21 protein-coding genes are annotated in these 21,750 nt (G+C 41.9%); all 21 read right to left on the reverse strand.

Annotated features, from left to right (window positions below; translation table 11 throughout):
- Positions 1 to 16: 16 nt before the first annotated feature.
- On the reverse strand, positions 17 to 1,207 hold the full coding sequence (locus NQ542_RS12680; protein ID WP_005634531.1) for a glycosyltransferase family 4 protein: 1,191 nt from the start codon (positions 1,205 to 1,207) through the stop codon (positions 17 to 19).
- A 3-nt stretch (positions 1,208 to 1,210) separates the two neighbouring features.
- Positions 1,211 to 2,764 (reverse strand): heparinase II/III family protein, encoded by a 1,554-nt coding sequence (locus NQ542_RS12685; RefSeq protein WP_005634533.1) that lies wholly within the window; start codon positions 2,762 to 2,764, stop codon positions 1,211 to 1,213.
- 5 nt (positions 2,765 to 2,769) lie between these two features.
- On the reverse strand, positions 2,770 to 3,825 hold the full coding sequence (locus NQ542_RS12690; protein WP_005634534.1) for a glycosyltransferase family 4 protein: 1,056 nt from the start codon (positions 3,823 to 3,825) through the stop codon (positions 2,770 to 2,772).
- Positions 3,822 to 4,925: a glycosyltransferase gene (locus NQ542_RS12695; RefSeq protein WP_005634535.1), complete on the reverse strand. Its 1,104-nt coding sequence runs from the start codon at positions 4,923 to 4,925 to the stop codon at positions 3,822 to 3,824. The genes NQ542_RS12690 and NQ542_RS12695 overlap by 4 nt, the downstream gene beginning before the upstream one ends.
- Positions 4,926 to 4,984: 59 nt before the next feature.
- Positions 4,985 to 6,124 (reverse strand): EpsG family protein, encoded by a 1,140-nt coding sequence (locus tag NQ542_RS12700; RefSeq protein WP_005634536.1) that lies wholly within the window; start codon positions 6,122 to 6,124, stop codon positions 4,985 to 4,987.
- A gap of 36 nt (positions 6,125 to 6,160) precedes the next feature.
- Positions 6,161 to 7,189, reverse strand: coding sequence for an acyltransferase family protein (locus NQ542_RS12705; RefSeq protein ID WP_005634537.1), 1,029 nt, complete (start codon positions 7,187 to 7,189; stop codon positions 6,161 to 6,163).
- The gene (locus NQ542_RS12710) at positions 7,168 to 8,157 is read right to left on the reverse strand and encodes a glycosyltransferase family 2 protein (protein ID WP_005634538.1); all 990 of its coding nucleotides are present in this window, start codon (positions 8,155 to 8,157) and stop codon (positions 7,168 to 7,170) included. The genes NQ542_RS12705 and NQ542_RS12710 overlap by 22 nt, the downstream gene beginning before the upstream one ends.
- A 5-nt stretch (positions 8,158 to 8,162) precedes the next feature.
- Positions 8,163 to 8,660, reverse strand: coding sequence for an acyltransferase family protein (locus NQ542_RS12715; RefSeq protein ID WP_330221672.1), 498 nt, complete (start codon positions 8,658 to 8,660; stop codon positions 8,163 to 8,165).
- Positions 8,661 to 8,692: 32 nt separating this feature from the next.
- Complete coding sequence (locus tag NQ542_RS12720; RefSeq protein ID WP_005634540.1) at positions 8,693 to 9,091, reverse strand: acyltransferase family protein; 399 nt, start codon at positions 9,089 to 9,091, stop codon at positions 8,693 to 8,695.
- A 4-nt stretch (positions 9,092 to 9,095) separates the two neighbouring features.
- Positions 9,096 to 9,425, reverse strand: coding sequence for a hypothetical protein (locus NQ542_RS12725; RefSeq protein ID WP_005649017.1), 330 nt, complete (start codon positions 9,423 to 9,425; stop codon positions 9,096 to 9,098).
- A gap of 19 nt (positions 9,426 to 9,444) precedes the next feature.
- Positions 9,445 to 10,974, reverse strand: a complete 1,530-nt coding sequence (locus NQ542_RS12730; protein ID WP_032596391.1) for an MATE family efflux transporter — start codon at positions 10,972 to 10,974, stop codon at positions 9,445 to 9,447.
- Between the two features lie 66 nt (positions 10,975 to 11,040).
- Complete coding sequence (locus tag NQ542_RS12735; protein ID WP_227945685.1) at positions 11,041 to 12,135, reverse strand: glycosyltransferase family 4 protein; 1,095 nt, start codon at positions 12,133 to 12,135, stop codon at positions 11,041 to 11,043.
- Positions 12,136 to 12,142: 7 nt separating this feature from the next.
- Complete coding sequence (gene wecC / locus NQ542_RS12740) at positions 12,143 to 13,348, reverse strand: UDP-N-acetyl-D-mannosamine dehydrogenase (RefSeq protein WP_005634550.1); 1,206 nt, start codon at positions 13,346 to 13,348, stop codon at positions 12,143 to 12,145.
- A 30-nt stretch (positions 13,349 to 13,378) separates the two neighbouring features.
- Positions 13,379 to 13,978 (reverse strand): sugar transferase, encoded by a 600-nt coding sequence (locus NQ542_RS12745; RefSeq protein ID WP_085931221.1) that lies wholly within the window; start codon positions 13,976 to 13,978, stop codon positions 13,379 to 13,381.
- Between the two features lie 735 nt (positions 13,979 to 14,713).
- Positions 14,714 to 14,863: a hypothetical protein gene (locus tag NQ542_RS12750; protein ID WP_227187327.1), complete on the reverse strand. Its 150-nt coding sequence runs from the start codon at positions 14,861 to 14,863 to the stop codon at positions 14,714 to 14,716.
- Between the two features lie 25 nt (positions 14,864 to 14,888).
- Positions 14,889 to 15,107: a hypothetical protein gene (locus tag NQ542_RS12755; RefSeq protein WP_005634557.1), complete on the reverse strand. Its 219-nt coding sequence runs from the start codon at positions 15,105 to 15,107 to the stop codon at positions 14,889 to 14,891.
- Positions 15,104 to 15,814, reverse strand: a complete 711-nt coding sequence (locus NQ542_RS12760; protein WP_005634560.1) for a tyrosine-protein phosphatase — start codon at positions 15,812 to 15,814, stop codon at positions 15,104 to 15,106. The genes NQ542_RS12755 and NQ542_RS12760 overlap by 4 nt, the downstream gene beginning before the upstream one ends.
- Before the next feature lie 50 nt (positions 15,815 to 15,864).
- Positions 15,865 to 18,282 carry a GumC family protein gene (locus NQ542_RS12765; protein ID WP_005634564.1) on the reverse strand — a complete coding sequence of 806 codons (2,418 nt, stop codon included), beginning with the start codon at positions 18,280 to 18,282 and terminating at the stop codon, positions 15,865 to 15,867.
- A 35-nt stretch (positions 18,283 to 18,317) separates the two neighbouring features.
- On the reverse strand, positions 18,318 to 19,112 hold the full coding sequence (locus NQ542_RS12770; RefSeq protein WP_005634567.1) for a polysaccharide biosynthesis/export family protein: 795 nt from the start codon (positions 19,110 to 19,112) through the stop codon (positions 18,318 to 18,320).
- Between the two features lie 92 nt (positions 19,113 to 19,204).
- Positions 19,205 to 19,765, reverse strand: coding sequence for a UpxY family transcription antiterminator (locus NQ542_RS12775; protein ID WP_032596399.1), 561 nt, complete (start codon positions 19,763 to 19,765; stop codon positions 19,205 to 19,207).
- Between the two features lie 769 nt (positions 19,766 to 20,534).
- On the reverse strand, positions 20,535 to 21,749 hold the full coding sequence (locus NQ542_RS12780; RefSeq protein WP_005634576.1) for a tyrosine-type recombinase/integrase: 1,215 nt from the start codon (positions 21,747 to 21,749) through the stop codon (positions 20,535 to 20,537).
- Between the last annotated feature and the right edge of the window lies 1 nt (position 21,750).

The following is a 21,750-nucleotide window of genomic DNA, read 5'->3' on the forward strand; positions in this document are numbered from 1 at the left end:
GAATTATATTTTTACATCAGATTGATTTTATAAAATCGTAACAGCGATATATCTGTTTGTTAAAATCGAATTCATTTTTTGCCATATCCAGGCAGTTCTTCGATATTGTGCTGTATTCTTCGTCAGGAAGGTTAATCAACTCAATAATATTATTGTGTAATTGTTTGAAATCATGTGGCTTTGAAACCATTCCAAAATAATATTTCGATACGATCTCAGCCCCTTCTCCACCTCCACAAAACAGTATAGGTATGCCAATAGGTATGAGATCATATATTTTGGATGGCACTGCTCCTTTGATTGCTACGGTAAGTGGAACAATTGACGCATCGTATCTTGACAACTCTTCGGCGATTTGTTTTTTCTTTACATATCCATGATAATACACGAAACAACCGGGATGTTTATTTATATATTCTTTTATCTTTTCTGTCTGATTTCCACCACCATACAAGTGGAACTCAGCGCCAATAGACTGAAACGGAATATTCTCGATAATTGAATATATATCTTGTGCCACACCTAATAGTCCGGCATATACAATGCGAAAGGGCGTGTGCTTCCTTTTGGGTTGAGCAGCAACCGCATATTGCTGCAAATTACGGTATACAAACTTGTTTTTTGTCGAAGGAAATTGATTCACATGCCGGATTATCTCTTCAGACTGACCGAAAATACCGTCTGCATTGCGATAAATATAACGTTCAATCCACGCGAAAATATCATATATCTTCCCACCTTCACGCATTGCTCCAAGCTCAACAGCAGAAAGTGGCCATAAATCGGATATGTTCACAAGAGTCTTGCGCCCGAATATTTTTTTGAAAAGCGTGATGGCCGAACCAGCCACTGGTAGTGGAGGGCTTTGGATGATCACCCTATCGTAACCCTGGATCTTCTTTATCTTAAAAGCAAACAACCATAACATGGTCGCAAATGACATCATACTTACCGCTCGCTTAAAAGGATTCTTGGACACGGTTGCATAAGTCCAATATCTATACACGTTTATGCCATTAATCTTTTCTTTTTTTGACAAACGGCCTCTATAACCCTCGAATATTTGTCCTTGAGGGTAATTCGGCAAACAAGTTAACACATCCACTTCCGCTCCCTGACTTTTCAGCCCTTCAGCCATATTGGTTATACGGGAAGGAGCAGCCCCAAGCTCGGGAGAATAGTAGAACGACACAATTAAAATCTTCATATTTTATGCCTGAAATATTTGATACGTTAAATTTCTGCAAAATACTATTTTTATCGTCTTAGAAGGTTCTAGTCGATTGTATTCTACTGATACAAAATCATTTATAATTTCTATGGAATTTGCACCAGATACAGCGATATTAGCCCTGTTGGTTCTTATTTCAGTTGACGATATGGCAAGGACCTCAATATCGGGTGCGAAATGAATATAGCTGATACATTCTGTCATATTATTGCCGACAATCTTATCATTTATTGTAAACACATCATCGTTAATAGTGAATTTCCGTTGATGTATACATCCTTTAAAACCATCGTGCTCTGCCATAATTTCATTTTCGGTATCGGATAGTACTCTTACTTTAGCTCTTTTACCCATACGGAAACCTCCCCACACCTCGCTAGAATCCTTGTTGCCGACAGTTACGGTGTTATGAGCTGACGTACTTCGTTCGTACTGCCTTCTTGCAGTCTTGTTGTAGGTAGAAATACCTGTATCAACAACAAACGGTCTGCAATCAATTCGCAATTCATAATTAAACGTATCGGCATGACTATGCCCCGGCTGATAGGTCGCAGTAATATTACCCACATCCACAACTGCCTCCAAATGTGTTGAACAAAGCTTCCTATAGCCACATTCTTTCATAGGCAAAGGGGTCCATTCCAACTTCAATCTTTTGGCGTATGCTCTCAATTCGGAAACTGTCGGTGCTATCCCATATGCCGAATCATTAAGTAAGGGAATCGTATCGTCTTTCCACACGATGCTCTCCAAATGCCCCAACATCCTTACCACATACAGTTTCAAAAGCTCACACATTTTCTCATGACCTCTATTAATCGAGGCATTATAGCAATCCAATAACCTATCGAGCAAAATGCAGTGATACATCGGTGATTGCTCGTAATGTGAGCCATCAGGCAAAATCTGTTCATCAAGCTCTTTATACAACAGACAGGATGCCTTGTCATACATTTTTTTATCGGAAAAATAAATTGAAGCGATAAACAAAGCGTAAGCATCTTCTAAAAGATGGTTGCCAAGCAGTTGGTATTCCAGTTTCCGTTCGAGCAATTTACATTGCGCATAAAGGGAATCGTTCCACCGTTGCAACCGATTGCTCTCCACTTTTTTATGATGCCTGCCGATAAACTTGATCCAGTTGATGCTTCGCAGTGCGATAGGATAAGGATCAAGACCGATCCTGTTTGTTGGCAAATCAGTTATAAACCGTTCAACCCATTCTGAACCTTGTTCAAAAGTCATGTCAGGTTGCAACAACCAATCCATATAATTCAGATTGTATGCCCAAAGCATCCCATGACTAACATCATTCCATGACTTAAAATCCCCTATAAGATTTAGGAATGTAAATGTCTTGGGTACATTGTAACAATACCACTTTGCGATAACTGAGACCATCCGCAATGAAGATTGCCGGGGAACATTATATTCCATCAACTTATGAGAAAATAGTCTATAATATAATTGATAATAGATTTGTTTTAACCGAAGATGTTTAATTGTATTGACAATAAGAATATTATTAGCCATTTGATTTAGTGCATTATAATTTCAAGTATGCGTTTATTCGTCTTATCAGATTCAAACTCTTCTTCAAATTTCTTCAAGGCATTCCCTGAATATTGAGAATAGTTTGTTGCGTTAATCGATAAGATAGCTTGTTTTATCGCATCTACATCACCGGGAATTACTAAACGACCATTGTAACCGTCTTCTACGATTTCAGGTATTCCACCTGCATAGGTTGATACGCAAGGAATGCCTACAGACATAGCTTCGATGATAATGCCCGGGTAGCCCTCGCGATAAGAAGGTAATAGCAGTAAATCATATTCTACTAAAGTTTTTAAAACCTGTTCGGAAGAGACAACCCCATGGTATGTTATTCCGCTTTCGTTGAAGTTGATATTGCGATATTTATCCTCTTTTATCTCACCATATATATCAAGGGTATAATTCGAAGGTAACAGTTTGGATACCGCTATAAGATCTTCTATCCCTTTTTCTTTGTTGATATGCGACATGAAAACACATCTGCCATGAAAGTCTGAGGGGTTCTTTCGTATTGTTGAAGCTTTACGCACATTAGGGAACCAATGTATATTGTCACTCTTTCCTATTAACTGTTGTAGGTGTGTAATACCCTGTTGGGTTTCAAAGAATATCAAGTCTGTTTGTCTGATAGCATCAAGTGCCCGTTGTAATTGGGTTTGACCAATTTTCTTTATGTAGAACTCAAATGAACCTCCGAATTTACGTAGTACGACTTTTTTGTGTGCCAAACGAGCTATTTTGCTCAATAATGGGAAATAATAAATTGTACCATGATCAGAAAAATTGAACATTACAATATCGCACCCAAACAGTCTCCACAAAAATGCCGGGAAAAAGTATGAATAATTGCGCCACATACTACGCTGGCGAGTGCGAAGATTTGAATACCGGTTGTTTTGTACAAACCTATATTCATATTCAGACTGAGAGGCTAGATAGTCAAGATAGTTTTTCATCAACACCGTCGCACCTCCATAATTCAATAAGTTGCTCTCATCGGGAATTGAGCCTACAACGAGTAATTTTTTCCGTTTCATTTCTTTATTCCTTTCTCGAAAAGTCTTACGTAGTTGCGAGCACATTCGTACATACTGAATGGACCATAAGTGGCAAGAGCTTTTTGCTTCATGTCTTTAAGCTGTACATCAGTGAGGAATAGAAATCTCTTTACCGTTTTGTAATAAGATTCTTCACCGATACCGTCACTCAGAAAACCGTTTTCACCGTTGTGTACCACATCTACTATACCGCCCACAGGTGTGCATACCGGTATACAGCCAACACCAATAGCCTCTATCAACGAAATAGGCATCCCCTCATACGAGGAACAAAGTGCATAAGCATCTCCCATTTTAAGGTATTCAAGCGGATTGTGCAGTTCTCCAAGTAATTGTATTGCTTCATCGTTGTACGAACGCAATTCCGCGGTCATCTGTGCATCACGTTCACCTCCGATAAACAATACAGTGAGGTCGTATCCTTCCCGTTTTAACCGCATTACCACACGTGCCAAGAGAGTTTGCCGTTTCACAGGGTCAATACGTGCGAGACTTATCAGTACTCGCGTCTTATTTGTATGTCTATACTGTTTAAATTGTTCCTTGACCTCGTCTGAAACAAGCATACCAGCATCCACATTGCGCCCATTGAAAATCATAGGAGCATCCATTCCATAATATTTTCGGAAGCTATGTAGTGATTCGGCGGAAATGGTAATGGGTGTAATCCACCCATGATGAAAACAGAACTTCCGCATTCCGCTGCTGATAAAGGAGCCTCCGGCTTCTTTATCAGCAGCGGAATGCACTGTATGACAGTGCATAACGCCATTCTTTCGCATGATTGCGAAAGCAATATACATAATAGCACGCAAATGCGTGTGCACCACATCAGGCTTTTCTCTACGGATATATCTATATACTCTAAATAACAAACCGATGTCAAGTCCCATCCGTTTGTTCATCGATACCACCCTTACATTATTCGATACCTCTTTCAAATAGAAATCCACCTTGTCAAGTGAGTGCAAAACCATCAATGTCACATCATGTTCTTTCGACAACTCATTGCACAAGTCAACCACAAACCGCTCTCCGCCGCCACTGCTAAGTTGAGGAATTATTTCTAAGATTTTCATTCAGATTGTTTTTTAATTTTTTTATTGTGATCCTAATACGTGTAAACTAACGAAACATGTCAGAAAAAGACGTACCCTTCCCATACCAACCTCTTATAGAAGGCATAGAAAAGTTTATAACAGATAGGAAGGATTGCCAAAAGCATCAAGATTCTTTTCTCGCGTGTCATCTTGAAATTAGAATAATAATAACCCACAACAATACAAAGAGGAAAATAGCTCATCATTATGAAACGTATAAAGAGCCATACCGAAGTTTCTTGGAAGAAAAACAGACTGGCAATATAAGTTATTGCATACCAATAGATGAACAATGCCTTTATATACCGTGGAACATCAATTTCTTCAAAAACTATCTTCTTAGTCATAAGAGCCAAAGATGCGTATACCGGCATATAGGTTATCATTTGGTTCAGTTTACCAAAAATATTCGACTGCCGCATTGTGCCGCTCGCATATCCCGTCATCGAGCTCCCTATATTCATGTCTGCTATATCAAAACCGATGAGTCCGTTCATAATAATATAATCCAGCAGTAAAGTAGTCACAACGGTCAGGAAAGGGAATATGACAAGACTGATTTTTACCGTTTTCCTATTCAGATAAAAAGGTGTTACCGAAAGTGCAGCAATCGAAAACAACATACTTTTGTGAAAGAAGAATGAACAGAAAATCAACAAACAACCGAATAGGAATGACAATAACCTATTATGAGAGGGCCTGATAATGAATGAAAAGCCAAAAAACAGTATGGCAATTCCCAAATTTCCGCGCATTACTGAAATAATGTTGATATAAAACAGCACAAATATCAGCAATCCTATCCTCACATCAAGTTTGAGCCGTTTTATTGTCCATAACGACAAAATCACCGTTCCGCTCCACACTATAAACCGCCATACCAGATAGTTTGAAGTGACATTCCGTATCAACCAATAGTAAACGGGTTCAAGATGCACGTTTAATCCGGTTGAACAGATACGTTTGAAAAGCCCCTCGTAGTGATAGAAATCGTTGTCCGCATAGCCGAAAGTGCAAAACAGTATCAGCAGGACACCGTATACTGCATAATCCAAGATGTCTGTATATCGTTTTCTAAATTCACAGCCATATCTATACACATTCGGAAACGGATACAGCATAAGAAAAAACAGAAGTATATTGAACAGTACCGGAACTGCCTCGTAATGATATTTCATCGTTGTAATTTATTAGGTAAATAAAATAGGACACATTCATACTAACACAGAAATTTGGTGTATTTGCATCCGGCTATAATCACACTTGATACATAGCAGACGATGAAAGTGCCCACGAAGGCGACCAACGGAGTTAACTCTTTGGTATACAAAAATACCCCCCCCCATTCTATAATAGATAAGTCTCAGAACTATTTCTTGCATCACATATATTCCCATCGAATTCATTGCGATACTTCGGCATACAGTGTATAGTTTTCCATTGCATCTGTCTTCCAGTTTTATAAATACAGCGACATAGATAATTGTGACTAATCCATAGCTTACCATTTTAAGAGTATGGTGGACAAACAGGATTAAAACTTTTACTTTCAAGTCCGATGCCAGTTCCGGACGCATCCCGTCCATTCCCAAAACCAATGTTACCGCAATGAATAACCCCATATAAACAGCCGATAAAATGCATATTGTTGACCAATTGACAGTTCTCAGCCGCTCACGATTTCTAAAGAAAATTCCACCAAGATGGAAAAAAAGCAGATAATAAAGCGATTGATTAAAACGGAACGGAATTCCCGGCCAAGGCAGAATAGCAATAATCATGAGTACTAACATCAAGTTACGTCCCTTGAGACAGTGCTGTATGCCATATTCCATTAAAAAGCACCAAAAGAGCATCGGAAGAAACCAAAGATGTCCGTATCCCCCAATAATTTTCCAAAAATGTTCCAGATTAAGAAGTTTTGACGGACCAAAGAATATCAATGTCATGATAATGCCCCAACACATACACGGTACAAACAGCCGTTTCAGCTTACCGGCTAGTAATAATCGGAAAGAAATGACTTTCTTTTGGAGCGAAAAGGCAAATACATACCCGGAAATCAGGACAAAAGTTTCCAGCATCCCACTGTATGCCAGTTTTCCTCCCCAATAAAATCCTTCATTGGGTTGGGCGTAGGAAGGCATATCCCAACCACCGCAATAGGGCGCAAGAGCATGATAGAGCACGAGCAGAATGATTACGAACGTCCTGATAATATCTATTTCCTTAAGTCTTTCCATATATTTTTAAGGTATTTGAATATGGGATATACACCAAGCAAAGAACCGAAATACTCGATTTTACTGAGAGTACGCATCTTGCTGTGACGAATGACTGTAATACTGTTGATTTCCGGATATGTATTGTGCCAAATCCGACGGATTCGCGGCATCAGCATATATCTATCAAGATACATTCTTGAACCAACTTTCAGCGCATTTATCTCGTCTGTATACTTTTCATAAATACCTTTGGAGCGAAGAAAGGTGAAAATCAGATCAAGATTCTCCTTACGCTGATTGAGTTTATTAATCTGGATCTCAGCACTGCCATAACTTGTAATTGACGCAGGATTAAAAAAATAGTAATAAAATGGTTTCATCAAGTATCCTACATTCCGGCTATTCCAAACCAATTGGATTATCGTCGCCAGATCCTCGTTCATATTTTGCCTTGGAAATGTTATCCCATCGTAAAGACTACGTTTGATCAAAGCGCCGCACAAGCTCCCCATCAACCGCCCGCAAAGCAATGATGACATCAGGAAGTCTTTATTATTGGTAGAAACCTTGCGCGGGGCGGAAGCATATGTAGAAACACCATCACTACGATAGAAATCATAAAAGACCATATCGTAATGGCCGGATAGGGCAAAAGTATATAGTTCCTTTATGGCATGCACATCCATCCAGTCATCGCTATCGCAATGAACCGTGTAATCACCAGAGGCCAATTGAATCCCTTGTCGTCGAACAGCGGCCTGCCCGCTGTTCGACGACAACCTCTCAATTCGTGTCAGCCTCTTTCGATGCGGATATTTTTCCAGAGTTCTCTGCAAGATCTCCACCGACTTGTCTGGAGAACAATCATCCACAAAGATGTATTCAATGTCATCAAACGTTTGGGCGAACAACGATTCAGCGCACCGCTCAATATATTCCTCTACTCTATAAATCGGTACAATGATTGATACTTTCGGATTATCCATGATTTTTAGCTGTCAGTTTTTTTAATTGTTCTATTCCAAGGGCAATTAAATAACTCAATGTTATGAAGATAACAAAAGTGATTAAGTTTGAAATTACCCCCCCCCAGTTTTGTGTTATAAAAGCTACTGTTTGTTCTGATAAAATCCCTGAACAACCACAGAAAAGGAGCGTGTATAGCCATTATCGTGAGTGAATTAGCTCCCAAAGATGCCAATATTCTGTTTGTAGTTGTTATCTTGTTGAAAGGCTTGAAATTCAACAAAAGATATATGGCACAGAAAGCTCCGGCATAGAATATAAACGGGAAACTGGAAAATTTCAGTTGCGAAATATCAAATTGATAATGTGCCAAACGGCAGAACGCTATGATATATCCGGCTATAGCAATAACGGTTGCTTTTTTAATTGCCCCCTCTGCTTGTGTCAGCCCTTTGTCGTTCATCCATTTGCCGACAGCATAGAATGGCAAAGAGAACAGCCCCTGCCCGATATAAAACGGCAAATTGATCTTGGAATATGCGACAGCCAGCCCAATTACAAAAGAAACGATAAGAATAACGTTTTTTCCTTAACGGTTTTGTCCCAAAAATAATATATGACACATATATAAAAAAGAGCGACCAAGAACCACAACGGACCATCAAATGCGGCGATATGATGGATGCTCAGTTTATCAAGCGGTATTCCCTGCAACCCCATGCTAAAATAAAATACAGCGAATATCAGAGAATATTCCCCAAAGGGAATAAGCAACCGTTTTGCTCTTGATTGAATAAATCCTTGTTTGGGATGATAAAACATACCGGCCAAAAAGAAAAACAAAGGCATATGGAAAATACAAATTTCCTTTATAAGGATTGCGGTGGCATGTCCCCAAACGACAAGGATTATGCCGATGCCTTTAAGTATGTCTATACGAATGTCCCTTTCCATTATTTCAAAAGTTTAAGTTCCTCTTCCTTTCTTCTGCAAGAAATACATCCGCAGCACTATAATCTGCCCAAAGAACTTCTTTGTATTTTTCCTCTTTATCTGTTTCACTGATAGTACGTTTCTGCAAACCGATATTATCGAGAAAAGTAATCATGCAGTTGTCCTTATCTCTATTGACAGCAAAGAACGGCATATGAAAAAACGAGCGCATGAAACGAACCGCCGGTAACAAACATTGTAATTTGACCAAATTAAGGAATTCCAAAAGCCCCGTAACAAGCTGCTGTTTAAAAGGATACAAACCGCAACGGAGTGTATTGTATACTGTTGCCACCACCTTTATTCCCTACATTTTATTGTTTTTTTAAGAACATGAATTTATTTGTTACCGTACTGATTACGAACCCTCTTTCTTTAGCATCAAGTCCGAATTTATAGATAACAAGTCCGGAAATGATAAGACTGGTCAATACGACAAGTATATGGCTACCCCAGCTTGAGGTTAGAAATTTATGCAAAAAGAATGGGACCGGAATGATGCAGACCGACACCCAAAGACACCTAAACATCACTTCCACGACATACCTCCTAACCGGGAAATTCACTTTGTGTTTGAGATAGAATATTCTGTAACAGTGAGTAATGAAATTGATGGCAATTCTGACAATCACCGCATAGACGGGACTGCAACCGAACTTGAACAATATATATATAATCGGAATATTCATAATTATCATCGAAGAAACGGTAAACTGATACTTGGCTATATTGCCTATTGTTTCAGATGACACCCAAAGACTTCCGGATAATGCATCAATAAGCAGGAAGATGAGATAAAGCTGAATGAACTGTACTGTATATTGAGGGACACAGACAAGCCATAACTCGACGACAGGCCGACAAATCAAAATCAACGGATAAGCGACGAAAAAGAGCAGGAAATACGAGAATTTTGACGAGCGGAAAACAAGTTCCAGAAATCTGGATTTATCCCCTGAAAAATAGGACTGGACAATCTGTGGCTGCACCGCTTTCTGAAAGTTTGTAACCAAAGTATTGACAGCACTGAACACTTGCGAGGCTACCCCCATTGCCGCATTGACAGCAACCGTGAAAAAAATATTCAAAAGTATTGATATGCCTTGTATGGATGCGACATGGGCTATACCGCCGAAAAGGCTCCATGAAGAAAAGAAAAGCATTTCTTTCAGCAGCTTTCTGTCAAAATAGAACCGGAATCTGCAAGTCATGAAATTACGCTTGCAATAAATGGCATAAATGATATTCAACAATATCCCAACGGTCATAAGGGCAACGGCGTACAACACCAGACGATTGTCTTCAGCCCAGAAAAGGAGAAATACTGTTCCCAATTTTGCCATTACCTCAATGATGCTGACATAAGCGAAAAAAGACATCCTCTCATATGCAATAATGCTCGACTCATCAGGAATCCTGATAAAATGAAGACAAGCGGTCACTACAGAAATATGGTACACAACCCGTGCTGCATCTTGTGTTTCCGGAGGAATATTCAATTTTGTTTCAAAGAAATAGAGCCCCACAGTTTCCAATACGAAGCCGATAAATACCGCTATTGCAAAATGTATCAGAAGACTCATGGAATAAACCCTCGAGACTCTGTCATGATTGCCTTTTCCCAATTCCACGTTCAGAAAACGTTGGGTGGCTTTTGTCATTGCGGAATTAATAAAAGACAGAAGTGCGATAAAGCCGCCAACAACATTGTATACTCCAAAATCGTTCTCTCCCAACACTTCCAATATAATCCTGGAAGTATATAGAGATACGGGCATCATTACGAATGTCCGTATATAAAGCATTAACGTGTTGCGTGCTATGCGTTTGTTTGATGACTGCATTTATAACTATCCTACATTTTTTAATCTCAATTGCAACCTGAATGACAATAGAGTGTCAGGGGCAAATCAATTGGTCTGATGGTATATAGAAGCTAACTTTTCCACACCGTCTGCAAGCGTGAACCGACTGGATATTACTTTTGATTTTCTACCCATCATTTCTCGGACTTCACGATTATTGACAAGTATCTCAATCCTGTCAGCAAGCTCTTCAACATTCTCTTTTTCAAAAAGATATCCGTTTTCTCCCTCATGTACGATTTCAGGAATGCCCCCAACTCGTGTACCAATAACAGGCAACGAATAGTTTAGGGCCTCCATAATACTAAGAGAAAGTCCTTCTGTACGGGAAGGCTGCAAGTAAATATCAGAAATATTCAAAATATCATTAATGTCATTTCGTATTCCCAAAGACATAATCTTTCTATTCAATCCGGCCTCGGCAATCAATTGCCTCAAGCTATTACTGTCTTCAGAATTTTCGCTAATTCCGATGACAAGCACTATTATATCGTTTTTAAGTCTGTTGGAGTCCATCAGACTCTGAATACTTTTGACAAGTATATCGAATCCCTTGATACGAATATTGAATCCGATTGTAGTCAACACGACTACCCCCTTTGGTATGTCCAATGTTTTTTTCAGATTTGGGTTGACAATCTTTTTTTTCCGGACTCCCAAGTATAGGACTTCACTCTTTGAAGAAAAACCTACGCCTTCAATCATTTCTTTCTTTACGCCACAACTGACACAAAGGAATCTTTCAAAAGGAAAAAAACAGAACTTCAGATATAATTTTTTAAGTTTGTTGGAAACAAAGATTTCACTATGACGGGTTGAAATAATCCGAATCCGGGGAAACAGAATTCGCAAGAATGGTGCAATAAGATAACTTCCAAAATGAAAATGAACAATGTCTATTTTCTCACGTTTGATGACACCTATCACAAATTTGAAATATTGAAATGTGGAAATGCTTTGTTTACAAAGTATTACCCCCCCACACTTATTGATGTCATTTACATAGTTTTCACTGATTGGCATCGACTCGTATACAAAAATAAATTTATCAACACGGCATATCTTGACCAATTCAGCGAAGTAGGATTCTACTCCGCCGTATTTAGTCGATTTCATACCTGTCAGTTCTAAAATATTCATATATTCACTATTTTTTAAATATTCCACAAAAGTCCAATATCACCTTATCCTCTCGCCATTCTAATTCTTTGAACGGAGTGTGTGCTGTAAGGAATACCACGATGTCCGCCTTGTCGTAGGCTTCTTTGTAATCTGTTAACTTGAACACATGGTGCTCCTTTACATTGGGTTCCACAACCAGGATATTGGCATTATTGCAACTCTGCATCACTTTCGTGGTAATATATTTTGCAGGACTCTCGCGCAAATCGTCGATATTCGGTTTGAAAGCCAACCCCATCATGGCAACGCACGGTTTCCGATGATGTTTCAGTTCAAATTCCAGCATGGCATTTTTCACTTTTTCTGCGCACCAAAAACTTTTGTAGTTGTTAATTTCACGGGCATCGGCAATCAATTTACTCTCTGCTGGAAAATCAGCAGTGATAAAATAAGGGTCAATAGCTATACAATGACCTCCCACGCCACAACCAGGCTGCAAGATGCTAACCCGCGGATGTTTGTTGGCAAGATTGATAAGTTCCCACACATTGATACCGGCCTTGTCACAAATCAAGGAAAGTTCATTCGCAAAGGCTATTTGTACATCCCGACTGGAATTCTCCGTCAGTTTGCACATTTCAGCAGTACGACAGTTGGTTCTATGAAGTGTTCCCTGCACGAATTGAGAATAAAATCCAATGGCCTTATCGGTAGATTCAGGATTTAAACCGCCTATGACCCGGTCGTTATGTATCAGTTCGTAAATCACATTGCCCGGCAATACACGTTCGGGACAATAAGCCACATAAATCCTATCTTCCAATTCAGGACGTTCGCTGAAAATGAGGCGGGCCATCGCTTCGGTGGTGCCTACGGGTGAAGTGGACTCGATGACATAAAGGTCGCCTTCCTTTAATAATGGCAATACGGCACGTGTAGCGGCTTCCACATAACTAACGTCCGGTTCATGATTTCCTTTGAACGGGGTGGGAACTACCATAAAATAAGCATCGCTCACCTCCGGCTTTATGGAAGCTTTCAACGAGCCGGCATTCACCACCTCCTGCAACATCTCCTCCATACCCGGCTCAATGATATGCAGATGTCCTGCATTCGTCATATCCACTACCTGGGGGTTAATATCAACTCCTGTAATCTGAATGCCGTGCTTGGCGGCGATAATGGCTGTGGGCAATCCGATATACCCCAAGCCCATAAAACAAGCTTTCATTATCAATCTGTTATATAAGTTATTAATCTTTTAAAATTTCTTTCCGAGTACAATTGAACAGAATGTGTTCAACAGAATTTTAAAGTCGAACCACCATGAGCGATGTCCTAAATAATAAAGGTCATATTCCAAACGTCGGAGCATCTTCTCCATCGTATCCGTATAGCCGTTATATAGTGTGGCATATGATGTTACGCCCGGACGGATTTGGTAAAGATAAGTATATCGCTTGTCGTGTTCAAGTATCTGGTCGATATAAAACTTACGCTCCGGACGTGGACCGATGAATGCCATATCGCCACGCAGAACATTGTAGAGTTGGGGTAATTCATCCAAATGGTGCGCCCGGATGAAACGACCGGTCTTAGTCAATCGGGAATCATTTTCACCCCCGGTATGACTAAGCTGCGGTCCGAACTTCTCGGCATCCAGACGCATGGAGCGGAATTTGTATATGTAGAACGGGCGCCCGAATCTGCCGATACGTTCTTGCTTGAAGATGACACTTCCTCCATCTTCCCTGCGAATGGCAATGTAGCAAAACAGGAATAGCGGAGAAAAAATGATCAATGCAATCAATGACAGGATAAAATCACCGATACGCTTTACATTGCGCGCAAATGCGGACATTCCATCGGGAATGAAACTGTCCCGTGGCACATATTGGCTGACATGTGTGGTGACAATTATTGCATCATCATTCGGGTCATCCTTTTTCAGCTTATGCAACCACTTCTGATAAGCATTAAAATTTATTGTATCTGCCATTTTTAACTTTATATAGGTCTCAGTTTGTGAACCTACCTCAACAGAACCTTGCAACAATGAAACAAGGGATTCTCCGGATGTAACCGTACACGGCATCTGAAGACAGTCTGAGTAACTACGAAAATTCATGTAGCCTTGTTGTTTATCAAAAAGACGTAAACCGTATGCGGAATAACCGTATGCACACCATGCACCGATCTGTTTATTCCGATACAAGTGGATATAAGAACCATCATTTTGATTTTCGTTTTCCCTTATAAGATGAACATTCATAAAAGTATATTGTTTATAATTTATCGTAAGCACAAAGCACTATACATTTGACTAATAATCAAGAGGTTTCCTGATCGCATCTATTCTATTTCACCTAAGACATACTTGTGGGGGCATGACGAAGAAGTTCCATTCCTCACACGAAGGACAACAGAATCTTTGATAGAGGAACAATCGTGATTATCGTCAATGTTGTTAATGCAGCTTCGTATCCGACCACTGTCTGGACCAAAGCCATAGCTGTTATGGCATGAGCCGTAGTGAAACCATGCATAACAACATTGGATATAAAAATATCAGTGTCTTTTATTCTAAGATTAAAGATTATACCAAATCCTGTTGATTGTACAAGTCTTGTTGCAATTTAGTCAACGGACGTAGATGAATGTCCGTTTCATTCTCCAGAAAACCAAAAATGATACGTTTCTGAAGGGAAGGAGTTATGGTCATCCCATCGTATTGATTTTCCATCATCTTCATATAGCTCTTATCCCATGCCTTACGTTTCCAGATAATTTCTTCCGCCACTTCCATTCTTGCCGACAATGGCACTTATTGTCACCCCCGCAGCAAAGAAATTCCTTTCAAGCGACCTGCACTCATCACCATAGCCATTGAACTGATATTGTTCACCTTGTTTCAAGATGCGCAGTACGTTCCTGTTCCAGCGGTCATCCTTTCGGATTACAAGGCTCGTCAATGCAAAATTTGCAATCATTGATCACTTTGTTTCTGTAAGGTTCCAATGACTTCCGATTTTACTGCCGAAGCGACCAATGTCTTGTAACAGCCTATGGCATGGATGTCACAACCGGTACGGTCGTACATTCCGGCTTTCAGCAGGGCTTCGGCCTTTTCCTGTACATGTTTTCCGTACATTCCGGCCAACGAGGGCAAATTGAGTTGGAAGGAGACATGCTCTTCCTTCAAGGCCTGATAATCCCTCTTCTGCATATATTCATACCGTTCCGAATGTGCAAGCAACGGGTAATAACCTTTCTTTTGGATGCGTTGCAGGACAGAGAGCAGTTCCATTGGTGGATTGAAATAGGAGGTTTCCACCAACAGGTAACGTTTCCCCTCCTCTAGGGGCAGCAGGTCATCTTTTTCCAGCCGTTCCTCAAAGAGATTGTCCATCATGTATTCCGCAGCCAAGGCAAGTTCCAGTGTGCCGTTATAACTCCGTTTCAATTCTTGGAACTTTTCCTGCAAGGTCACAGTTTCATTAGGGATGTCCTCCATGATGTGCGGCGTGAGCCATACCTTTCTGACTCCATGCTTTTCCATCATATCTAGAATTCGGAGTGATTCATCCAATGTTCCCACTCCGTCATCCACTCCCGGAAGGAGATGGCTGTGACAGTCGGTCATTCCTTTCAGGATACCGCTCCGGGCGAAGGTTATTGTCTTACGAAAGGGCCACATGATAGTTGAGTTAAAATTAAAAGTTCTTACGAGAACGATAACATGCAAAATCAATCACTTGATGACCATCCATTTACCCCCCCCATTTTTCCTTTATTTCCATAATAGGAAGAGTAGCCGTTGCGATAGCCATATCTATAGCCATAGCGGCCTCCGGCACTTTCTGTACCGTTCAGTATCACGCTGAGGTTCTTGAAACGTTTCTCCTGGTAAATATTTTCTAGTTCGGGCAGCATGCTACGGTCCAATAAACCGCTGCGGACTACAAAGACGGTGCGGTCAGCCAGTTTCTCGATGATCTGCGCATCGGCCACGATATCGATAGGCGGACAGTCAATAAAGATATAGTCATACTCGCTGCGAAGCACCTCTATCAAAGTGGCCAGTTTGCCGTCCTCCAACAGTTCCGTCGGGTTTGGGGGAACAGTACCGATAGGAATGATATGCAGGTTGTCGTATTTTTCATCCTTCACGATAATCTCCTTCCAGTCACTGACACGGTTGCCCAGATAATCACTTAAACCAGTCTTCGGGGAATCCACGTAGGAGGAGGTGGAGCCGTGACGCAGGTCACCGTCTATCACCAATATTCTCTTTTTCTTGATGGCAAAGCTCATGGCAATGTTCATGGCAAGGAACGACTTGCCGCTGCCAGGATTAAACGAGGTAAGCATGAACACGTTCTGACCGCTGTCCTTGCCTGCCATAAAGTCAATATTGGAACGTAACACGCGGAACGCTTCATTGATAATGTTACGGTTGCCTTCCTTCACCACGATGGCTTTCATGACAGACTGTGTGTGTTTATCGAATCCCAATTTCTTCTTAGCACTGAGATATTGGGGGATCTCACCGATGAACGGAATGCTTAGGTTTTCCAGATCCTTTCGCCCGCGCACCTTGGTATTCATGTTTTCCTTCATGAAAATAATCACCGCCGGAACAAGCAGACCGATGGCGAATGCCACCAAAAGGATATTCATCTTTCGGGGGGCTGTGGGAAGCATGCTGCCTCTCGGAGCGGTAATCACACGTGTATTGTAGGCGGTGAAAGCCTGTGAAAGCTCGTTCTCCTCACGTTTCTGGAGCAGATAAAGATACAGTTCCTCCTTCACCTTCTGCTGGCGTTCCACAGAAAGCAGATATTTCGCCTGGTTCGGGTTGGAAGCCAGTTGGCTGGTGGTCGTGGCTTCCTGTTGGCGGATGTTGCGTATTTGGGTATTGAGCGAAACAATCAGGTTGTCCACCGACTGAATGATGGTACGCTGCATGCTTTGCAGTGAGTTAGCCATGTCTTTTGCCAGAGGGTTCTTCTCGCTACTGTTGGCGATCAGGCGGTTACGTTCGAGCACGATCGTGTTATATTCACCGATCTGGCTCTCGATATTGACATTAGCGATACCGGAGTTGGTGGGTAACAGCTGGCTGAGTTTCTTGTTGTTCAACTCTTTCCGGATATACTGTGCGGTGGAAAGCTGGCTGTTGAGTGCCAGCAACTCCTTCTTGTTCTCGGCGGACTGGGACAGGTAGAGGCTGGATGCCGCCTGCACATCCGGCAGCAGGTGCTCACTCTTGTAACCGGCGATGTTCTCATCTACATTGCCCAGCTCGTTTTCGATCACGCTCAGACGGTCACCGATGAACTGCGAAGTACTGACGGCGATCTGGTTCTTGTCCTGAATCCATTTCTCGTTGTACATTTCAATCAGGGTGTTCAGAATGTCTTCAGCCTTCTGAATGGAGGCATCGTTGATACTCAGATTGATAATGGTGGCATCCTCGTTTCCCAATTCCGCATGCAAAGCGGCTGTATAATAATCGGTGACGGCACACACATTACCTTTTCTATAACGTATGGAAGTGCCCACGAATGAATCGTTCCAATATTTTGTGAAATTGATGACAAGTGTGCCTATTTCAGTACGGATGGAATCGCCCATCTTTCCGGAGAAATCTTCCCCAAACGCTTTCCCGTTTACTTCCATGTCGGATATGACAAACGTTTCTTTGGATGAAATATCTATTGTAAAACCGACAGGAGTTTCATCCAAGTGGCGATAGGTGACTGCTAAAGGCGAACTTTTGTATAATTCCACATCTTTCAGTCCTTTGCGGACAGTATAGGTCTCGTTTAATCCCAACCGCTGTACCACCTCGGTCATCAGCGTGGGCGATTTCAGGGTGAGCAACTCATTGTTGATATTGGTATTCGACTTGAAGATACCCAAGTCAGAAAATTCACTGACCACATTGGTGGATGTTCCTCCCTTGGAATCATCTTTCACCAAAATGGCAGCGGTACGGGTGTAAATGTTCGGGGTGCCCAGCAGGTACAAGGCGGCTGTCGCCAGGGTTACGAACAGGGAGAGGGCAAACCAGTGCCACCGGGGCATGAAAATCCCCCACAGGTCTTGTATGCGTATGAAGTCGTCAGCAGGCTTGCTGGCGGTTGTTTTCTTTTCTGTCATATTATAAAAATATAAAGTGATTCCTTTTCTGAAGGTTACTTGAATATTAGCACACCCAACGAAGTGAGGAATGAAGCGACGCTGATCCATAGCGATACGGACTTCACGTTATTCTCGTTGATGGTGCTCTGACCGGCACGCATCTTATTGGGCTGCACATAAATCACATCGTTTTGCTTCAAATAGTAGACCGGAGATTTAAAAATGTCCTTACTACGAAGATCTACCCAGTGGGTGACACGCTCACCGTTTTCCTCGCGGATGACAAAGATAGCATCACGTTTACCGGTAATGGTCAAGTCGCCCGCCATGCTGATGGCTTCAAGCAAAGTGATCTGGTCTTTGGTTATGTTGTACTTGCCGGGGGTTTTTACCTCACCTAACACGGAGAAATAGAGATTCATGAACTCTACGGTCACTACCGGATCTTTCACCAAGTCCTCTTCCATCAGCCGTTTCTTGATAAGGGCGGCAATCTGGCTTTTGGTCATACCGGCAATATGAAGCGTACCAATGACCGGAAAGTCTATGTTTCCCTTGTCATCGAGCGTGTAACCGGATATTTCACCATTATTGTTGCTACTACGTAAATCGGCAGTTCCTGCCCGATACTGGACACGTGTCAGGTTGAACAACGCTGCCAACTGCGGGTCTTTACTGGATACCATGATGGAAATTTGGTCCTTGGGCTGCACGGTGATGTCTCTTGCACCCACAATCGCTTCAGGCTGATTCACAGCAATGTCTTGAAAGTAAAGAATCTCCTTCGAAGTGTGACAGGATGTAAACAACACTATCGCAAAGAGATAAATCAAAAATCGATTCTTCATATTTATATCTGTACAGTTTATATTATTTCTAATTTGTAATTTCAATTAATTTTTATCGTGATTTTTGCGAAGTCCCGTAAAAGCCAGCGGTTTTAGGAAAGAACTTCAATCAGATCGGGGTGCACCTCAGCGGAAACGGCCATGACACCCTCCAATAGGACAACCACCCTACGGTTTCTCTTGCCCTGCACCCGCACAAACATGCCCTTCACGTTATCGAACTTGCCACCGTGGATACATACACGCATTCCTCTTTTCAAGTCTATTTCTTCGGGCCTATAATAAACAGTGTCCTCCTCATAATGAGAAGCTATCTTGATGAAGCTGTCCATCTGGTCATCCGGTACGGTAATATATTCCACCCCCGTGCTCTTTTCCCACATGGCGAATTGCAAGAAATTGTATCGTTTCTTGAATTCAGTGATCTGCGAATGGCTGGCGTGGACGAAAAGCAGACTCGGTATAACCGGCACCAACTTTTTTGACTTCACTCCATGATAAGTTCTTACGGCATAATGTTTCGGGATAAAATATTCCAAACCATATTCCTTGTCTTTCAGCCTGTCCTCTGCCATTTTCTCATTCTTGTAGGCGCGCATGACGAACCATCGGACCTGCCTTTTTTCCTCCGCTGTAAAAAGACTCGTACTCATATTCCGAAACATTTTATAGGTGTGGATATAAACCTAGTTCATGCCAACCTACATATTGGCATGTATTACAATGGATTACGTTCCCTTTTCCCATAATATCCATTGTTAGTTCCATACTTTTGACAAAGTGTACAGACCTCATTTCCGGGGCTTCCGTCACTACTTCTCTTGGCAAGAGAAATATTAGAGGACCATATTTTATGTAATTAATTGATAGACAAGCAGAAAAGCGAAGTGGCATTGTGGCGTTTATCCAATATATGTTAAGCAAATACACTCTGTATGAATGTTTTGGTTATATTTTATCACCTGTTTTCTATCGTTTCTTCAATATTTTACATAACTTTGCACATTGTAATATTTCTCTTGCCAAGAAAATGAGCCGTATGCTCAACAATTTTTATTATATTACAAAATGCTTTCAAAAACCTTTCAAACGCATCTGGTTTTAAATTGTCAATAAGAACATTTCCAACAGTATTCTGCCACTGTATTCATAGATCTTTTCCGGTACTTTTCTTTTTAAGAGAAATATTAGACATTGCAAAGATAGGTAAAATATAGGAAAATATCCACCTGTATGATAAAAAACAGTTTTCTTCGAAAGAAAATGTTTCAAATTCCGGTTTAATTGTCAAACAAATCCTTGTCAGGTTCCATATATAGCATCTGATTATCAGAACTATCCCTTTCCGGTATTTCTCTTAAAAAGAGAAGCAGGATCGGTATAGCCTTTTATTCAGTATTCTGCGTGTCGCATTTGTTCCCGTTATAAAGATTTAAGTATGATGTCATTTGCTTTGTCTACCTGTGAGGTGTCCAGTGAGGCGAGGTAGATTTTGGTCGTGTTCTCCGAATCATGTCCCATCGCCTCGCTGATGGTTGCCAGCGGGACATTTTTGCTTCTGGCAATACTCGCCCAGGCATGGCGCGCTACATACATCGTGAGCGGCATGCCGAGCCCGAGCCGTTTCCCAAGTTCTTTGAGTTTCCCGTTGATGAAATGCGCTGTGCTCCTGTACTGCCGCACGGCATCCTTAGCCGTATCTTTGATGACCGGAAAAAGGTAGGGGCTGTCATTGTGGCCATACCTGTCCAGTATCTCCTGCATGGGTTTCTCCCATTTAATGGACAGACGCCGTCCGGTTTTCTGCCTGCGGTAGGTTAGCACACCGCTCTTCAGATCAGCTTTTTTCAGGTAGGCAATGTCAACGAACGACATGCCACGGGTATAAAAGCTCAGCATGAACATGTCCCTGGCGTATTCCATGCCCGGGGAAATGCGAAGGTCCAGATCGCGTATCATGCGGATCACTTTCAACGGAACAGCACGTTTTACGGTCTTGTCTATCCCGGTGTAGACATGTTTGAAAGGGCTGCGCTGTATCGTCAGTTCCTTGTCCACCGCACGGTTGTAGACGGCACGCAGGTTCCGCATATAATAGGAGGTGCTGTTCGGACATATCCCCTTGTCCTTCAGCCATGCCTCGTATTCCAGCATGAGGGTGGAGCCGATATCCTCCAGCGGGATGTCGCCGTCCCTGCCCCGAAAGCGCGTGAAGCTGTTCAGTACGGTGGTGTACCTCTCGGCGGTGCGCTTCTTGCCGACACGCTCCAGTTCCTCCACGAGCCTCTTTCCGAAGGCCATGAAATTATGGCTGTCCTCAGGGGGCGGGTTGTGAAAAAGTTCGACAACCCTGCCGGCGGGATAGGTACCGCCGGAACGTTCCAGTCCGGCAATGATACTTTCCAGACGGCGGATGTCTTTTTCCATCCGCTCCTTTAACGCAAGCAGAAGGCTTCTTCTGGCATCACCGGATACCGGCAGTATGATTTCCGACATGCGTCCGTCCCATTCCGAAGGGAACAGCCTGTAGCCGGTGTTTATCTGGCGCGCCACCCTTCCGTGGATGATCTGGAAATAGAGCGTTCCCTCCCTGCCTTCCACGGACGAGGACCTGAATTTGGTTTTGATTGTTGCCATA

Source organism: Parabacteroides merdae ATCC 43184 (assembly GCF_025151215.1).
Lineage (GTDB): Bacteria > Bacteroidota > Bacteroidia > Bacteroidales > Tannerellaceae > Parabacteroides > Parabacteroides merdae.

Bases quoted from the DNA above. Each gene is read 5' to 3' on its own strand.
- NQ542_RS12680 (WP_005634531.1), bottom strand. From the start codon at position 1,207: ATGAAGATTTTAATTGTGTCGTTCTACTATTCTCCCGAGCTTGGGGCT.
- NQ542_RS12685 (WP_005634533.1), bottom strand. From the start codon at position 2,764: ATGGCTAATAATATTCTTATTGTCAATACAATTAAACATCTTCGGTTA.
- NQ542_RS12690 (WP_005634534.1), bottom strand. From the start codon at position 3,825: ATGAAACGGAAAAAATTACTCGTTGTAGGCTCAATTCCCGATGAGAGC.
- NQ542_RS12695 (WP_005634535.1), bottom strand. From the start codon at position 4,925: ATGAAAATCTTAGAAATAATTCCTCAACTTAGCAGTGGCGGCGGAGAG.
- NQ542_RS12700 (WP_005634536.1), bottom strand. From the start codon at position 6,124: ATGAAATATCATTACGAGGCAGTTCCGGTACTGTTCAATATACTTCTG.
- NQ542_RS12705 (WP_005634537.1), bottom strand. From the start codon at position 7,189: ATGGAAAGACTTAAGGAAATAGATATTATCAGGACGTTCGTAATCATT.
- NQ542_RS12710 (WP_005634538.1), bottom strand. From the start codon at position 8,157: ATGGATAATCCGAAAGTATCAATCATTGTACCGATTTATAGAGTAGAG.
- NQ542_RS12720 (WP_005634540.1), bottom strand. From the start codon at position 9,091: ATGGAAAGGGACATTCGTATAGACATACTTAAAGGCATCGGCATAATC.
- NQ542_RS12730 (WP_032596391.1), bottom strand. From the start codon at position 10,974: ATGCAGTCATCAAACAAACGCATAGCACGCAACACGTTAATGCTTTAT.
- NQ542_RS12735 (WP_227945685.1), bottom strand. From the start codon at position 12,135: ATGAATATTTTAGAACTGACAGGTATGAAATCGACTAAATACGGCGGA.
- wecC (WP_005634550.1), bottom strand. From the start codon at position 13,348: ATGAAAGCTTGTTTTATGGGCTTGGGGTATATCGGATTGCCCACAGCC.
- NQ542_RS12745 (WP_085931221.1), bottom strand. From the start codon at position 13,978: ATGTCCGCATTTGCGCGCAATGTAAAGCGTATCGGTGATTTTATCCTG.
- NQ542_RS12750 (WP_227187327.1), bottom strand. From the start codon at position 14,863: ATGATGGAAAATCAATACGATGGGATGACCATAACTCCTTCCCTTCAG.
- NQ542_RS12755 (WP_005634557.1), bottom strand. From the start codon at position 15,107: ATGATTGCAAATTTTGCATTGACGAGCCTTGTAATCCGAAAGGATGAC.
- NQ542_RS12760 (WP_005634560.1), bottom strand. From the start codon at position 15,814: ATGTGGCCCTTTCGTAAGACAATAACCTTCGCCCGGAGCGGTATCCTG.
- NQ542_RS12765 (WP_005634564.1), bottom strand. From the start codon at position 18,282: ATGACAGAAAAGAAAACAACCGCCAGCAAGCCTGCTGACGACTTCATA.
- NQ542_RS12770 (WP_005634567.1), bottom strand. From the start codon at position 19,112: ATGAAGAATCGATTTTTGATTTATCTCTTTGCGATAGTGTTGTTTACA.
- NQ542_RS12775 (WP_032596399.1), bottom strand. From the start codon at position 19,765: ATGAGTACGAGTCTTTTTACAGCGGAGGAAAAAAGGCAGGTCCGATGG.
- NQ542_RS12780 (WP_005634576.1), bottom strand. From the start codon at position 21,749: ATGGCAACAATCAAAACCAAATTCAGGTCCTCGTCCGTGGAAGGCAGG.